This is a genomic window from Fluviicola chungangensis, assembly GCF_007558725.1.
Taxonomy (GTDB): Bacteria; Bacteroidota; Bacteroidia; order Flavobacteriales_D; family Crocinitomicaceae; genus Fluviicola; species Fluviicola chungangensis.
This window is the reverse complement of the sequence record NZ_VLPL01000002.1, coordinates 26,429-43,044: the sequence shown is the minus strand read 5'-3', so window position 1 is coordinate 43,044 and position 16,616 is coordinate 26,429. Positions and strand designations below refer to the sequence as shown.

Sequence of the window (16,616 nt, the reverse complement as noted above, 5' to 3'; positions counted from 1 at the left end):
ACTATAGTTTTACAATTCGCGCCATTCGCTGAACAGTTCCATCGGAGATCCGGATCTGGTAACTTCCTTTTGCAACGGTACTCAAATCAAAAACGGCGACACTTCCGGAAATAGGTTGCTGAGTTCGGATGATTTTTCCGGTCATGTCCAATAATTCAAGTGAAATCGATTCATTCGCAATTCCGGAAAGATCTATTTTCACCTCATCCATTGCCGGATTCGGGTAAATGGAAACCGCATCCAGGTGATTTTGTTCCAAACCAAGGGAGTTCGAAAGAATGATATTGTAGTCTTCCACTTCACCGTAATTTGTATTTCCACAAGGTTCTATCGGACCTTCTCCTCCCTGAGTCGAATTGAAGACAATGCGCGCACGCATTTTAACAACACCGGTCACTGCATTGGAAGGAACAGTAAAATTGAAAACCAATGAAGACCCGGCAACGATGGAGACGAAGGCAATGCGTTCATTCGGATCATCAAAATCAAAATCGCCGTTGAAGTCGATCCATGCAGCAATCTCGTCACCGATATAAGCACTTCCGGGCAGTCCGCCACTGATTTGAGGTATGATCGTGATGTCGTAGCTTTGACCTTTGATCAGGGTGGCACTTAAATTATAATTGGTGTAGTTGTTACATCCCGTTTCATTGTTGATAGCCTCCAGCATTACTTTTTGAATAAATTCATCACAATATGCGGATGTAGCAGTACACGGTGATGTTGCTGTTGTGACATATATGTAATTGATCTTCAGTTCCGCATCCGATCCTGCTGAATTTGAAACTGTCAATTCAACAGTATACTGTCCGCCGGCAGTAAAAGTAACCTGCGGATTCTGGGAGTTTGCATTCGTTCCGCCTACAAAACTCCAACCCGTTGCAGGTGTGATCACCCAAGACCAATTGCTCGGTGTTCCCGTAGATTGATCGGTGAACTGTGAAGTGCCGCCGACACTTATTGTGGTTGGGTTTGCGATAAATTCCGCAACAGGGGCATTTGGAGTAATCGCACACGGAGTGGCTAATCCTGCAAGCGAAGTGACTCCTGAACCGCTTGGGTCCAGCCAGGGTTTTAACTGTGCATTTGCTGTAGACCCGTTTTGGTCCCAATCGAAAGAGAACTTCCCGTACAAATCGCGTTTATCCGGCCCTGTTCCTTGTCCGGCCCCGTTAGCAGTGCAGGCCGAAGCACCACCGGAAAGCTGTCCGACAATTCTTCCGTAGGAGTTAAAAATAGGGGAACCTGAAGAACCGCCTTCTGTCACACCGTGACCATTGGTTGTTGTTGCCCAGAAAACCCGCCAGTGCGCGTTGGTAGCACCCCCGTTGAATGTTTCGGATTCAAGGTCGTCAGTATAAGTAGAAATTTTCTTTGCACTTCCGGCAGGATGGTGAATTCCCACGCCACTTTCGGATGGATTATTTGTTCTGTCCCAACCGGCATAATATACGTCATAGGAAGCCGGAGGTTGAGCATTCAATTGAACCAGGTAAAAGTCAGAGCCCGCAACCTCGTATGGTCCGGGAGGATTATTTAATGTGCCGTTTCCGGCAGATGCTCTTACCATTCCACCGGTCATTGTTTTGCTTCCTTTTGAAGGATCCGTGTAATTGCCCGAACCGGGAGCACAAGTGCTTTTCTGGTATTTCCAGTACCAAACCCAGGTTGCAATAGATTGGCCGGCAACACGTTCACCGCAATGCCAGGCGGTAAGAATATAGGGCTTGCAATCGTTTGCTGTATTGTTGATCGTTGAGGCAGAACAAACATACGTAGATGTTCCGTCATTGAATGTGTAATGAACTACCGACTTGATCTGGTCTGCCCAGTTGTTCCCTTCCGAACACGCCACGTCTACTTCGCAGGTACCGGCTTTTTCATGAACTGTTTCGTCATTGACAAAGGCATTGACATGCTCTTCCACTCCGCGGTAAAAATAAACGACCTCACGAATGGTGAAAACAGGAATTTCCTGAACCCATGCCGGAGCGCTGTACTCGAGATACATCTTTTCCCCCTGTACCATTTCCATTGCCTGGAAATCGTCAGTTGCGGAAGAATAAGCTCCGAGGACTTGTTTTCCGTTTTCGTTGTATGCGAACAATTTTCCACCAGCGGGAATCTGAACGGCCTCTGAAAAATACAATCCGAGGGCCAATGCATCCTTACCGGAAATAATTAACCTCCACACGCGTGTTCCATCCGGTAATAAGGTCCATGTTCCTGAATTGTTCATAGTGATGGAAACCGGCACATTCAGACCAACCCGGTATGCACCTTTTGAATCGTTTGCCGAATCTTCATTCTTGGCAGCCACAACATTCGGTTTACTAAGCACATAAACAGCAGGTGAATATTGAAACGGAGCACTGCCCGTAGTTGCTACTTTTTGCAGCCCTATCGGAAGTCCACCTTCACTTACCTGTGCATTTAATGCTACGCAAAGTGGCAGGAAACTGCCGAGCATTAAAAGATATTTTAGCATTGTGCTTATATTTATGTGTAGTTTTCTCAAAATTACACTCTTTTAACACAAGAAACCAACTTGAAAACGCTTTTTTATAGAAGTTTGTCGAATGAATAAGGTTTTAGTCATAGAAGACGAGCAAAGTCTGCTGGAAATCATTCAATTTAACCTGGAATTGGAAGGGTATTCAGTGACCACACTAAACAATGGCAGAGAGGCCTTGTTGATGAAAAACCAACTGGATAATTATGACTTGGTGATTTTGGATGTGATGCTGCCGGAAGTGAGCGGATTGGATATTTGTCGTGCGTACAGGGAAGTGTCTGCTGTTCCGATTATCTTTATTTCTGCAAAAGGAAATACCATTGACCGGATTGCAGGACTGAAACTGGGCGCAAACGACTACCTGCCGAAACCATTTGACCTGGAGGAATTTATTCTTCGCTGTTCCATTTTGGTTCAACCGAAAAAAAAGCAAACAGCAATTCCTGTTGAAATAACCATAGGCAATCACCGGGTGTTGCCGGCATCTTTCGAAGTGGAACATGTGCTTTCAGGTGAAAAACAGGAATTGAGTAAACGCGAAATGGAACTGATCCAGTTGTTCTTTTCCCGAAAAGACGAGGTCGTTTCCCGGGACGAGATTCTCAATACTTTATGGACAAATGACCAGTTTCCGACCGGAAGGACGATCGACAATTATATTTTGAGCTTTCGCAAGTTATTTGAGCAGGATCCGAAGAATCCCCGATTTTTTCATTCGATCAGGGGCGTCGGATATAAATTTACCTTACCCGATTAATCCTATCTTTGCAGCATGGTTGTAGAACTTGACAGAGAAATAACAGAAGAAAAAAGATTGCGATATGATAAAGCCTATTTGAGAATGGCTCAAACCTGGGCAGAATTGTCGCATTGTGAACGGAAAAAAGTGGGTGCATTGATCGTGCGGGACGGAAGAATTATTTCTGACGGATATAACGGAACTCCGGCAGGTTTTCCGAATTGTTGTGAAGATCAGCAGGGAAATACGGAATGGTACGTATTGCACGCCGAAGCAAACGCGATTTTGAAAGTGGCGCGCTCTACCAATGATTGCAGCGGAGCAACCTTATTTATTACCTTATCACCCTGTAAAGATTGCAGTAAATTGGTCCTGCAGGCCGGAATCAAACGAGTTGTTTACATGATGGAATACAAAGATACTACCGGCGTTGATTTCTTAAGAAGTGCAGGTGTTGAAGTTGTTCATATCCCAGACCCCAATTAAATGAATAGAAAATATGCCTTTATTTACCCGGTCCTGCTAATGATCTTCCTGGCCATTGGTTTGTTACTGGGAGCCCGGTTAAATCAACCGGAGCCACAAGCTGTTTCCGGCAATTATTCCAAAATGCAGGAAATAATTACCTTATTGGATCGGGAGTATGTGGATTCGATCGAAAGCAAGAAATTGTTTGAGAAGACCATCTCCGACATGCTCCACGAACTGGATCCGCATTCGAATTACATTCCTTACGAAGATCTGCAGGCAATGAATGAGCAAATTGACGGGAAGTTCGGCGGAATCGGAATTCGTTTTGCAATTATCCGCGACACCTTGTGTGTTACCAATGTAATCCCGAATTCGCCTTCTTTTGGAATGGGGGTGCTGGCAGGAGATAAGATCTTGATGATCGACGGAAAAAGCATCGCTCACAAGAAGATCAGGAACGATGATGTAATGGCCAAGTTGAAAGGTGAACCGAATACGAAGGTAAAAATTCAGCTTTACCGCAATAAAAAGAAGATCGAAAAAACAATTGTTCGCGGAGTGATTCCGATTCCATCCATCGTATGCGCACAGATGCTTGACGAAAAAACAGGGTATATCCGGTTGGATAATTTTTCTGTTTCAAGCGCAGAGGAATTTCATGATGCCGCAGCCCGGCTGAAAGCAAAAGGAATGAAAAAACTAATCTTCGATCTGAGAGATAATGGTGGCGGAGTGTTGGACGGAGCAGTGAAAATCGCGGATGAGTTTTTGCCGGAGGGACGAAAAATCGTGATCATTAAAGGCAAGAAATTCCTGAGTACGACACGTTTTGCAAGAGCCGGTGGCTTGTTGGAGAAAACACCGCTTGTTCTGTTAATCAATGAAAACTCTGCTTCAGCTTCCGAAATTGTTGCGGGTGCTATCCAGGATAATGACCGCGGAATGATCATCGGAAGAAGATCTTTCGGGAAAGGACTGGTCCAGCAGGATTTCTCACTTTCGGATAAAAGTGATTTGAGATTGACAATTGCGCGGTATTATACACCTTCCGGACGCTGTATCCAAAAACCATTCGGTGAGAGCTATGAGGATTATTATCACAGCAATGAAAAGCGAAGAGATAACGGGGAATATTTTACACCGGATTCTTCCGTTTTCAAGAATGCAACAAAATTCAAAACCCTGAAAGGAAGAATTGTGTACGATGGTGGTGGAATCATGCCGGATATTTTTGTTCCCTTGGACACTTCCAATTCCACGCTTTATTATTTGACCCTTCGCTATTCGGGAGTATTCCAGCAAGTTGCTTTTGACTTTGTAGCGAATAAACGCAACTCCTGGTCTTCGATTCAGGAATTTACACGAACATTTGACACTCCGGAACCGCTGATCAAAAAATTGATTGTGGAAGGTGAAAAATTGAAAATTCCATTCGATGCCGCCGATTTTGCACGAAGCGAAGAATTGATCAAACATGTGATGAAAGCCGAGATAGCGCGCCAGCTTTTCATTGAAGAAGGCTATTTTTTCATTGTCGCTTCTTACGACAAGGAAGTTCAATCAGCGCTCCGGTTTCTGGAACGCTGATTGAACAACTATTAGTTTTTGATAATCGGGTGAGAGCTGGTTACTCCATTGCAAATCATGGAGATAAAATAGGTTCCTGCTTTGGATTCAGCGCCGTTTTCGGATAAACCATCCCATTCGAAACCATTGAATGGGATCGAAATGGTTTGTTTATTACAAATCGTACGAATCAGCCTTCCCTGATAATCATAAATAGCTAATGAAACGATGTCTCCGCTTTTTAGCTGATTTGGTCTAATCGATACGCTTTCAGTAAAAGGAACGGGGAATATTTTCCAATCGTCATCTGAAATAAGTTCCTGCATTCCAAGACTAAGCAATGCTTCCAAATCAATCAATTCATCACCTGGCTGATATTGCAGAAAATGAAAGTAAACCAAAAACATTTCGTCAGTAGTACTTTCACCGGCGAGCACCAAAACAGGAGGACTACTTGGATTATCGGGATTGTTTACGGTGTTATCATAAGTCGCTTCCCCTTTTAAAACCGATCCGGTAGATACCTTTTGCAGGTGTTTGAAGAAATAGAAATCCTGCCAGTGAAAATCCCATTGTGGAATATCGACGAACTTGACAGTGTCATTTGCAGGTGATACAGCATAGGCTCGAATGCTTTTACCCAATAAATGCATGTGCGGAAAAACACTCAAAATGCTATAATTCGTCGGAACCCCTCCGGATAACGGATATTGTGCTGTGAATGATGAAAGTTGATCGGGGGGAATTGAAAGCGACCAGTTTTGTAGCACAGGTGCAGCATAGACATCCCGAATCCCGGTTTCTCCCGGTGGATAAAAATGAAGAATGACCTTCGTACTGTCATACTGACCATAACTTCCCTGAGGATAATGCATAGCAAAAACGAGATTGCTATTGGCTGGAATGGACATTCCCAATTTAAATCCTGTTGCTGAAGGGAAAATTAATGGCGAAGAACCCGGAGTATATCCTCCGATGAGGGTGGAACTTTGTGGAGGACCACCGCAATTTCCACCGATTGTATCTCCCTGATAACTTCCGCTTGGATCAACGTAAATGAGTGCATGATGAACAATTTGTCTATTTCCCGGAACAATTTCCATCGCACGGACATACCTGTTTTGAGTCAATCCGGTAGGAAGACTGAAACAAACGTAATCATCTTGTCCGCCTTGCGCTTTACTTTGGTAGAGCGGAATCTGAAGCATCAAATCACCGTTTCCTAAGATGCTGCCGGAATTGAAAACCGGTGGAGCGGGGGCATTTGCCGGATTTCCTTCGGGTGTTCCGTTGGTAAGCCAAGACATAAGCGTTGCTTTGTCGGTTGAATTCAATGCACGTGAGTGGCTGTATTGCTGATAGTTTTCATTAGGCGGCCATGGCGGCATTTCGTTGGTATTGATTGCATCATAAATAGCGGTTGCCATCGGGCTGACTTCCGAATAACTCATTAATGAAAAGGGTGCAATTCCTTCGGGGTGATGACAGGATGAGCATTTGTTGTAAACGATACTTGCTACATTATCACTCCAGTTTTGTGCAAAAACAGAGGGGCTAACAAGGATGAATACAAGAAGCAGTTGTTTCATAGTACTAGTTTTGAATCTAAATCTAAAGGAATATCAATTGATTTCCAATTATTTGGATAAGTTTTACAGACGAAGCTTTAATTATTCAAAAAGTAGTATTTTCAGTCCATCAATCGTAAGACATGAAGTATCTCCAATTAGGTGCTGTAAAAAGAGAAAATCCGAATCTGCAATTCCCACTTTCCGAAGACCAAAAGGAAGCGTTCCTGGAAACATTTAAAAAGCTTTTTCCGGATGCATCAGAAATGGACGAAGTACAATTTTTAAGTTGTTGCTCGAGTCCGAAAGGAATCATCTTTGCTTCCTGGACGGAGGAAAATTCCAGTTTGCTCCATATTCTGAAAACGGGAACTTTTTCAGAATTATTCGTTGACACATTAAAACTCCGGGAACACGCACTTTTTGAAGAGTATAAAGTCTTTCTCGAATTGTATCTATTCCCGATTTTCACCGCTCAGTTTCCTTCCGTTTCTGCAAAGAATATTCATTTTTTCATGAGTTATTCTGTTTTGTTGCCCGATTACCAGCAGAACCTGGTTCAGGACTCACTTTCGGATTGGATCTTCAAACAAAAGGACGTCTTGAGCCTGGCAACAAACAAGGCAAGAAAAGATACGGATCTTCATCGTTTGACCGACTCGTTCCTAAGTGCCAATATGATTGCAGCATTGAACCTGCTGAATGTGAATCACTACGGTGTAAGAACACAGTTATTGGAATTTTTCATGAGTTTGGCCTATCATCCGAAAAGTTCCACACGCTTCCTGGTATACCTGACCAATAAGCTGATGGAAATCCAGTTTACGGACGAACACAAGAAACAGTTAAGCAATTTTGGAACCGATGTAAAAAAGGGAAAAATTGTGGTGGAATCCACGCGTGTATCCTGGTTGCGCTTGAGTTTGGTGATAGGGATTTTATTGCTATCCGTAGCAGGAAGTGTTGCACTCTTTTTCGTGGAAGCTGATCCGGAAGAAGATTTGCTCCAGGAGAAAACAGCTTATATGGAATTTAGTAAGGAAGAGCGTTTGAAACTGGATTCTCTGATCACGGAAATTAAGAGTGAAGAACGGATGATCGATGATGCACAATTGGATTCCAACCTGCCATTTGTCGGACTTGATCTGGTAAAGGAACGCACATGGAATAATGCGCTTTTTAATCAGTTATACCAAGGCTGGCGGAACAATGATTCGGTTCCTTTTACCAAATTCTTTACGCAGGGAAAACCCTATGGCAAACCCTATGTGAAAACCCGTGATTTGGACAGAAAACCCGGAGAGATCTCCGTGGAATTGCACAATGAAACAGATCGAATGGTCTTGGTTGTTGTATTTCAAAATAATCCGAAAGAACCTGTTTATACCAAGTACGTGAATGCACGGGCCCTCGCTGAATGGAAAATCAATATCGGAGAATACCTCTTCGTCTTACCGGGAAACAAAGTTCCATCCGATGCGGAATTCGGGGAACTGCCGTTCAGGGAGCTGGACGGGCATTTTTTCGAAAATCTGGGGATTGCTTATCGCGTGGATTATATCAATGGAAAGCGGATCAAACTGGTTTGGGGAAACCTCGGGAACAATGAATCGTACCTGGTCGATTTGTCAGGAGCACTAATCAAGGAATAAAGATGTTCAAAAGTTCAAAATGGAACCGTTTAAATATTGAACAAAAAAGAAGAGAGACCGGAAATAAGATCTCTCTTCACACGCTACCTAACTAAACCTAACTACTACTACTTATACTCTTCTAACGCAGGTATTTTTGTTTTGGTACATACCAATTGGTTAGTTAACGGATTTTAACGTTTTTCCCCTCTTTTGAATTTTCCTAGAAACAGGTTTTCCGAAATAATTTTTTTGGTAAATTCATCCCATTATGAAAACAACGAAATTATTCCAGTGGTCGCTTTTTTTCTGCCTTTTAGTATGTTTCGCTTCTTGTATTACTGTAAATCCTACATACAGCAAGCTTTCTGAAAAGGAAAAAGCGACCATCCGGGTAGCACCTTTCGATTCGGTGATAAGTACCCCGGTTGCCCCGACGAGTGCAGCAGACATCCTTGTTAAAGACATTAATTTTGATCAGTTGAAAGGAGCATTAGACAAAAGCACCAAAAAACTGAAGTGGGTTTTAATTTACACGGCGATGTGCAGTGGTACCCCGCACATATTGCCATACGCAAAGGAAGTAAAAGGGAAATATGGGAAAGATGTGGATATATTTCTTCTGGCATCCGACGATTATGCAACAACAAATACCCTCAAGAAGAAATTGTATTTCTACGGAATCAATTTCCAAACGTATATCATAAACAATTCGTACGGAGAATTTAAAGATAATCGCCAGAAGGGATTCATTATCCGGAACTTGTTGTGTGAAAGCTGCACGAACGATCTGATAGGAGTTCCATATAATTTGGTTTTCAATCAAAAGAACGAAATTGTTTTCACCAAATACCGGTCGTATAAGACAGTGGGAGATTCGCTAGTCGGATCTGATTTTATCGGAGAATTGTTGAACAAATAAGAAGGAAGATTCCGGGATAGGAGGCTAAACAAATGCAGCTGCCGGCGTTTTTCGAAGGTCCTAAAAACAACAAGAGAGAAACGGGCGTTCCTCTCTTGTTCCAACCTAAACTACTACTACTTATGAAAACTAACCTCTAAAATCATAACAAATAGCGTACCAAAGTATTCTATTTGCTTCTGATGTTAGCGTATACAAAGATAACGGACGCATTTCGATTTTGTTTCATAACTAAGTTCTTTTTAACATTATTTGCAAATCGGGAAATTTAGTGAAATGGGCACGTAAGATAAGATTTCATGTATCTTTGACGTCGAATTATAATATATCCTCTCTGAAGGCATGAAAGTTATCGATCATTTAAACGCAGCGAAAGACACGCTATTTTCATTTGAAATTTTACCTCCGCTAAAAGGAGCGAATATTCAATCCATTTACGACGGTATTGATCCCTTAATGGAATTCAAACCGAAATACATCAACGTAACCTATCACCGCGAAGAATTTATCTACAAAGAGCGCGAAAAAGGATTGCTGGAAAAGATCGCGATCCGCAAAAGACCTGGAACGGTTGGGATTTGTGCAGCGATTATGAACAAGTACTATGTAGATGCAGTTCCACATTTAATTTGCGGCGGATTCTCACGTGAAGAAACCGAAAATGCTTTAATCGATCTGCAATTCCTGGGGATTGATAATGTACTGGCGTTGCGGGGCGATTCGATTAAAACGGAATCGACTTTCAAACCGGATCCGGAAGGACACAAATATGCAGTCGAGCTGATCAATCAGATTTCGGAAATGAACAAGGGAAATTACCTGGTAGACGATATCCAGCTGGCTCCGACAGATTTCTGTATTGGTGCGGCGGGTTATCCCGAAAAACATTTCGAAGCAATGAACCTGAGTACGGATTTGCAGTATTTGAAATCCAAAGTAGAAGCAGGTGCTGAATACATCGTGACTCAAATGTTCTTCAACAACCAAAAATACTTTGATTTCGTTGATGCTTGCCGTGCTATCGGAATTACTGTTCCCATCATCCCGGGAATCAAGCCGATAACGACCCTGAACCACATTTCCTTCCTGCCGAAGGTTTTCCATATTGATCTTCCCGAAGAATTGAGCAAGGACCTGATTAAATGTAAAAGCAATAAGGACGTTTTTGAAGTAGGTGTTGCATGGGGAATCCATCAATCACAGGAACTCAAAAAGGCCAATGTGCCAGGAATCCACTATTATACGATGTCAACCTCTGAAAGCGTGAAGGCGATTGCGGAGCAAATATTCTAATTATGAAAAAATCACTTGTAAGTTTTCTGTTTTTAAGCGCTTCATTGCTTGCATTTTCCCAGGCAAAATTCCCGCCGTTAAAATTAACCAATGCGCTGGTTGTTAGCCATCTGGATAAGGAAGCAGACCAGTTTTCACTGGAAATTGCCGTATCGGATGTACTTTCCAGGTCAAAGGTGAAAAACACCGTTTCATTGAATGTGCTGAAAGCAGGTGGAGATCCCCAGGTTTTGATGACAGATTCCTTAACTCAATTGTTAAAAGGAAAAGGGATCAATACCCTGATGCTGGTTTCGGTTCGTGGTTTTGACAACCGGTTCAGACCATCAACCGGGAATATGACCCTGGCGGAAGATTTGGCTGCAGATAACCTGTTCCCGATTTACAAAGAGGACATTACTTCGGTCACATTTGAGTTCCATTTTTACAGGGATGGAAAATTGGTGTATACAGACTTGTTGAAAGTTGGAGGGATTAACTCCAGAGACAAAGTGTTGAGAAAATTACGCAAGAAACTGGCAAAAAAGGTCGTGAAGGACTGGATTTAAGAAATTGAAAATTGAGAATGTAAAATTGAAAAGGAGATAAAGCGAATCTCTTTTCAATTCTCAATGGGTCATTTTCAATCATTTGTATTTACTGAATTCTTTTTTTGCTGATTCTGCTGCTGCCCGAACAAGTTCATTGTTCGGATCGTGGATGAGGTAATAATCAAAATCTGCTATCGCATCGATGTACAAACCTAATTTCAGGTAGCACAGGCCGCGTTTTTCATACAATTCAATGTCGTATTTGGAATAAGGTGCCGCTAGCGAAAACAAGCGCACAGCTTCTTGGTACGCGCCATTTTCAAACGCCTCGACCGCTTCTTTTTTCAGCGTTAGAAATCCGGACTCGCGGGCAATTTTGCTTGCTTTTATTTTCAGGAATTGGGTGATTTCCAGCCGTTGATTTTCCGTGACAGGTTCCTTCCCGATAACGATCAATTCATCAAATTCCTCTTCGAATTCAGAACAGGCACTTTTGACATCAAATTGATGCAGTTTGTCCATGGAAGGAACATTGGTTGTGGACCAAAATGTCTGAACCAGGATCTGGTTTGATGAAACCTCCAGTAATTGGAACAGGTAGTAAAGCGAATCTTTACGAAAGTAAAAATACGTTCCGATCGGGATTATTTCAACGGCAGATTTCATACCCGAAAGATACAACTAATTGAAAATGGAGAATTTTAAAATGGAAAAGATTTTAAATCCTGCTTTACTTTTCTCACAATTGGTAATAACCGTAAACGGATTGTGTAACCCAAGCTAGATATTAGCAATCAAAAAGCCATATATCTTTAAAGCAAGCCTACTTTTTTCACCTTTTACTTGTAAATCTAAATATTGAACTTGTTTAATTAGATCGAAGTACTTTTTGTAGAGTTCTTCCGTTCGGTTCTCTTTTCTTATTCCAATTTGGACAAAGACGACATGCGAGGTATCAGTGATATATCCTCCAGCTTCAATACCGATATTTTGAAGTGTGAAAATCAACTTGGAGTTCGTCAGTTCATTTTCTATTAAAGTCAAAATTTGTCTTCTCTTATCCATGATTTATGTATTTCAGATACACAAATATATACTTTATATCTGCATAATAGCAAAAATTGCTATGATTCAATACTTTTAATACACATTTGTGTATGACAAGACTTGGAAAGTATTTAGCAAAACGTGCGATAAACAAAGCAGAAGTTGCCCGAAAAACTGGTTTAAGTACAAAACGTTTGAGCGAATTAAGCCTAAACGAAAACACTAAATTGAAAGCAAGCGAACTTTATCTTATAGCACTAGCTATTCAGGTTTCACCCGCTGATCTTTTGGAAGAAATGTGTGGCGATTTAAAGTTGATAGATTAGCAAAAGTAACCAGTGTGTTTATCGCTAATCAAACATTATTTCCAAATGGAGTTGTTAAATTTGTTAAAATTTCATTTATTCAACCATCTAAAACCCCTAAAACACTAGGGTTTTATCTATTGCCCTGAAATTAATCTAAAATAATTAGATAGATACTGTAGATTTATCTATTATTTTGACTTACCTTTGTAAAGTCATTAAATAGATGAGTATGTCAAACATCATAAATCTTTCAAAAGCACATGCCTCCCTAATGTATAAAGCATTGGAGCAGAGTCTTAAAGAGAAAGAAGTTGTAGCTTCTAAACTCATTGCTGAAATTGAGGCTGACAAAACGCTACTAAACCAATTATCTAGAGTTATCTCAGGTGAAATAAACGCTCAGGTTAAAGAAGCATCTGATAACTCTCAAAAACATGAGCATGTAGACTACAATCCAGAATGGGCTCTATTGGAGAAAATCGACTACACATTAAATAGTAAGAAGGAATTTATGACTGCTGGGGAAATTGCAACTTTCATTTACAACATTGATTCTAAATACCCCAATTTCAATGATTTGAAAGCTACTGTTGCTTCAACTCTCAGTCCGTATGCAAAATCAAATAAACGGTATCAAAGATTCAAAGATGATCAGGATTCAGCTTTTAAGTATGGTTTGATAGACTGGAATGATCCAATATTATAGCAGTAACCGTTTATAACATTTAAATTACCGCTCATCACAATAAACGAATTATATTGTTGAAAACTTTTAATAGGATTGATTATGTTAAATAGAAAGATTGATTACCTTTACAATATGAAAAACAAAAAGCCTCATTCGTAAGAACAAGGCTTCAAAATACTGAGGATGGGCGAAGATGGTCTCATGAGCCAATCTTAGCTGGAGTCTGAAAAACTCTAACATTCTCCAGAAGAATAAATAGCTGACTACTGCGAAACAGTAGCTGAAAGGGCAGACATCTAAGTCATTTCTATGATGAAACGCGCCTCCCTATTCTGTTCTTCTGAATAACCGCAGTGCAATGCGGTTTAAAGAAAGAGTCCGATTAAGCTGCCTCGTTTGTATAGAGGACTTAGTCGGGCTTTTTCATTTTACAAAGTTACAAATTTTTATTCATTTTTCCACCCTTGATTACGATGTTAATAGATATAGCACTAATTAGCCCATAATTCTCCTTTGTAGATTACGTAGGGTGGTCATTACCTTTCAATTTTACATTTTCAATTCATAATCCGATCTAAAGCAGCGATAAATAACTCTGCCGCTTTTTCCAGGATTTCATCCGTATGTGCCTGAGAAATAAAACCGACCTCATATCCGCTTGGTCCCATGTAGAATCCTTCTTCCAATAATGCACGGTGCAAATGCTTGAAGTTCGTCATATCCGGATTGATCTCTTCCGCTGCACGGATGTGTTTGGAGTTATCAAAGGAGATCCAGAAAATGGAGCCGATTGTTACCAATTCGAAGGCATATCCTTTTTCCTTCGCGTGTGAATTAATCAGATCTGTAAACAAGTTGGTACGGCGTTCCTGGTCTTCGTAAAAACCGGGTTTGCTCAATTCGGTTAATTGGGCCAGACCTGCAGCCATTGCTACCGGGTTACCGGATAGGGTTCCTGCCTGGTAAACAGGTCCGTCGGGAGCAACACATGCCATAATTTCTTTTTTAGCGCCATAAGCACCAACAGGCAAACCACCGCCGATAATTTTTCCGTAAGTAACCAGGTCCGGAGCAATTCCATAATATTCCGCGGCGCCCGAAAAAGCTACGCGGAATCCTGAAATGACCTCGTCAAAGAACAACAAAGCTCCATGCTTGGTGCACGTTTCACGCAGTTCTTTCAAGAAGCTCAACTCTTGTAATAACAAACCGTTATTAGCCGGGATCGGCTCAATGATCACACAGGCAATTTCTTTTCCGAATTGTTCAAAACAGCTTTGCAAAGCCTCAGAATCGTTTAACGGAAGAACCAATGTCTCGTTGGCAAAAGCTTCGGGAACTCCTGCACTGGAAGTATTCCCGAAAGTAACTAACCCGGAACCTGCTTTTACCAATAAGGAATCACTGTGACCGTGATAACAGCCTTCAAATTTGACGATTTTGTTTCTTCCGGTATACCCTCTTGCCAAGCGAATTGCCGACATCACAGCTTCCGTTCCTGAACTTGTAAAGCGGATCTTATCAATAAACGGATTCTTCGAAAGAATTAATTCGGCTAGTTCGTTTTCCAATCGTGTCGGCGCCCCGAAACTTGCACCGTTTCCCAGGGCGGCAACAATTCCCGCGTACACTTTCGGGTGATTGTGACCTAAGATCAGTGGTCCCCAGCTCCCGCAAAAATCGATGAATTGGTTGTCGTCTTCGTCCCAAATGTAAGCACCATCTCCTTTTTTGATGAACAAAGGAGAACCTTCAACTGATTTAAATGCTCTAACGGGTGAATTTACTCCTCCCGGAAAGTAATTTTTTGCTTTTTCATAAAGCGCTTCCGAGTTCGATCTGTTCAGTTGTTTTGCTGCCATAGTGACGACGATTTTTAATTTAATGCAAAATTACGAATTCGATTCGCTGGCTCGACGGGAAGCGCCATGATTTTTGTCATTTCAATCCGGCTTTAAAGAAAGAGTAAGATTGGTTATATTTGGGACAAAATTTTTAGCAGTTCGCAAAGAACAATCGATTTATCAGATGAAATACGAATTTACTCCCGAGTTTGCAGCTCAGATGGATGCTTCAGATCCATTAAAGTCTTATAGAGACCGCTTCTATTTTCCAACTTTCACCAAAAATTCCGTGAGATATTTCACCGGAAATTCATTGGGTTTACAACCTAAAACCGTCCGTGAAAAAGTGAACCTGGAATTGGATGATTGGGCAAAATGGGGAGTAGAGGGACACTTCCTGGGAACGAATCCATGGTATAAATACCATGAATTTCTCACAGATGCTTCCGCAAGAATCGTGGGCGCATTGCCGAAAGAAGTAGTAGTAACACATTCCCTGACGACCAATCTGCATTTGCTGATGGTTTCTTTTTATCAGCCAAAAGGAAAGAGAACCAAAATTTTGTGTGAGGCAAAAGCATTCCCTAGTGACCTGTATGCATTGGAATCGCAAGTGCGTTTTCATGGACTGGACCCGGAAACGGATTTGGTGGGAATGGTGCCACGAGAAGGAGAGCATACGTTAAGAGACGAAGATATATTGGCTAAAATCCTGGAATTAGGAGATTCTTTAGCCCTGGTAATGTTTGGCGGAGTGAATTACTACACCGGGCAGTTGCTGGATATGGAAGCAATCACGAAAGCCGGAAAAGGAGTTGGAGCGATGGTTGGTTTTGACCTGGCACATGCTGCAGGAAATGTCCCGCTTAAACTGCACGATTGGGGAGTTGATTTTGCTGCCTGGTGCTCCTATAAATATTTGAACTCAAGTCCTGGAGGCGTTTCTGGGATGTTTGTTCATGAAAAACATGCAAAGAATGCTTCACTTCCGCGTTTTGCAGGATGGTGGGGATATGATAAGAGTACACGTTTTCAAATGGAACCCGGCTTTGTTCCGATGGAGGGGGCTGAAGGCTGGCAGTTAAGTAATGCACCCGTATTGGGAATGGCCGCGCATTGGGCATCTTTGGAAATTTTTGATGAGGTGGGAATGGACAAACTCAAAGCAAAAAGTGAATTGCTGACAGGTTATTTGGAGTTTATTTTGAATGGTTTATCGGAGAAATACGCGGAGAAATGCCGTTTTGAAATCATCACACCGAAAGAACCGAAACGCAGAGGAGCACAATTGTCGATCCTGGTCCATGGAAAAGGAAAGCAAATTTTCGATGCGATCTCTGAAAAAGGAGTGGTTGCAGATTGGAGGGAGCCAAATGTCATTCGTGTAGCACCGGTTCCGTTATACAATTCCTTTGAAGATGTTTATTTCCTTGGGAAGTATTTGGAGGAAGCAATTAACGGGAATTGAAAATGGAAAATTGGTCAATTGAAAAG

At 41.7% G+C, this 16,616-nt stretch carries 15 protein-coding genes; 10 read left to right on the top strand and 5 right to left on the bottom strand.

Annotated elements, in window-relative coordinates:
• Position 1: 1 nt before the first annotated feature.
• Positions 2-2,488: a T9SS type A sorting domain-containing protein gene (locus FO442_RS03860; RefSeq protein WP_144331838.1), complete on the bottom strand. Its 2,487-nt coding sequence runs from the start codon at positions 2,486-2,488 to the stop codon at positions 2-4.
• Between the two features lie 91 nt (positions 2,489-2,579).
• Between FO442_RS03860 and FO442_RS03855 the strand changes: the two genes are divergently transcribed.
• Genes FO442_RS03855 through FO442_RS03845 form a run of 3 tightly spaced genes read left to right on the top strand, consistent with a single transcriptional unit; the run spans position 2,580 to position 5,312 of the window.
• The gene (locus tag FO442_RS03855; protein WP_144331837.1) at positions 2,580-3,272 is read left to right on the top strand and encodes a response regulator transcription factor; all 693 of its coding nucleotides are present in this window, start codon (positions 2,580-2,582) and stop codon (positions 3,270-3,272) included.
• Between the two features lie 15 nt (positions 3,273-3,287).
• Positions 3,288-3,740 carry a deoxycytidylate deaminase gene (locus FO442_RS03850; protein ID WP_144331836.1) on the top strand — a complete coding sequence of 151 codons (453 nt, stop codon included), beginning with the start codon at positions 3,288-3,290 and terminating at the stop codon, positions 3,738-3,740.
• The gene (locus FO442_RS03845; RefSeq protein WP_144331835.1) at positions 3,741-5,312 is read left to right on the top strand and encodes a S41 family peptidase; all 1,572 of its coding nucleotides are present in this window, start codon (positions 3,741-3,743) and stop codon (positions 5,310-5,312) included.
• A gap of 11 nt (positions 5,313-5,323) precedes the next feature.
• Here the strand turns inward: FO442_RS03845 and FO442_RS03840 are convergent, their stop codons facing one another.
• A complete protein-coding gene (locus FO442_RS03840) occupies positions 5,324-6,880 on the bottom strand; it encodes a monooxygenase (protein WP_144331834.1) in 1,557 nt (518 codons plus the stop codon).
• 122 nt (positions 6,881-7,002) lie between these two features.
• Here FO442_RS03840 and FO442_RS03835 point away from each other — a divergent pair, with 122 nt between their 5' ends.
• The 4 genes from FO442_RS03835 to FO442_RS03820 all read left to right on the top strand — a co-directional run bounded on the left by FO442_RS03835 (position 7,003) and on the right by FO442_RS03820 (position 11,253).
• Entirely contained in the window at positions 7,003-8,511 is a 1,509-nt protein-coding gene (locus FO442_RS03835; protein ID WP_144331833.1) for a hypothetical protein, read from the top strand.
• 250 nt (positions 8,512-8,761) lie between these two features.
• Positions 8,762-9,412 carry a hypothetical protein gene (locus FO442_RS03830; protein WP_144331832.1) on the top strand — a complete coding sequence of 217 codons (651 nt, stop codon included), beginning with the start codon at positions 8,762-8,764 and terminating at the stop codon, positions 9,410-9,412.
• 342 nt (positions 9,413-9,754) lie between these two features.
• Positions 9,755-10,705 (top strand): methylenetetrahydrofolate reductase [NAD(P)H], encoded by a 951-nt coding sequence (metF, locus tag FO442_RS03825; RefSeq protein ID WP_144331831.1) that lies wholly within the window; start codon positions 9,755-9,757, stop codon positions 10,703-10,705.
• Positions 10,706-10,707: 2 nt separating this feature from the next.
• A complete protein-coding gene (locus tag FO442_RS03820) occupies positions 10,708-11,253 on the top strand; it encodes a hypothetical protein (RefSeq protein WP_144331830.1) in 546 nt (181 codons plus the stop codon).
• 78 nt (positions 11,254-11,331) lie between these two features.
• Here the strand turns inward: FO442_RS03820 and FO442_RS03815 are convergent, their stop codons facing one another.
• Together FO442_RS03815 and FO442_RS03810 are read right to left on the bottom strand one after the other, a co-directional pair.
• Positions 11,332-11,901, bottom strand: coding sequence for a tetratricopeptide repeat protein (locus tag FO442_RS03815; RefSeq protein ID WP_144331829.1), 570 nt, complete (start codon positions 11,899-11,901; stop codon positions 11,332-11,334).
• 114 nt (positions 11,902-12,015) lie between these two features.
• Positions 12,016-12,300 carry a hypothetical protein gene (locus tag FO442_RS03810; RefSeq protein ID WP_144331828.1) on the bottom strand — a complete coding sequence of 95 codons (285 nt, stop codon included), beginning with the start codon at positions 12,298-12,300 and terminating at the stop codon, positions 12,016-12,018.
• Between the two features lie 92 nt (positions 12,301-12,392).
• Between FO442_RS03810 and FO442_RS03805 the strand changes: the two genes are divergently transcribed.
• Positions 12,393-12,608, top strand: coding sequence for a helix-turn-helix domain-containing protein (locus FO442_RS03805; RefSeq protein ID WP_144331827.1), 216 nt, complete (start codon positions 12,393-12,395; stop codon positions 12,606-12,608).
• A 211-nt stretch (positions 12,609-12,819) separates the two neighbouring features.
• Positions 12,820-13,296 carry a BTB/POZ domain-containing protein gene (locus tag FO442_RS03800; protein ID WP_144331826.1) on the top strand — a complete coding sequence of 159 codons (477 nt, stop codon included), beginning with the start codon at positions 12,820-12,822 and terminating at the stop codon, positions 13,294-13,296.
• 539 nt (positions 13,297-13,835) lie between these two features.
• On the opposite strand, the gene hemL is transcribed toward FO442_RS03800, so the two are convergent.
• Entirely contained in the window at positions 13,836-15,140 is a 1,305-nt protein-coding gene (gene hemL / locus FO442_RS03795) for a glutamate-1-semialdehyde 2,1-aminomutase (RefSeq protein ID WP_144331825.1), read from the bottom strand.
• A 166-nt stretch (positions 15,141-15,306) separates the two neighbouring features.
• Here hemL and kynU point away from each other — a divergent pair, with 166 nt between their 5' ends.
• Positions 15,307-16,590, top strand: a complete 1,284-nt coding sequence (kynU, locus tag FO442_RS03790) for a kynureninase (protein WP_144331824.1) — start codon at positions 15,307-15,309, stop codon at positions 16,588-16,590.
• Positions 16,591-16,616: the final 26 nt, after the last annotated feature.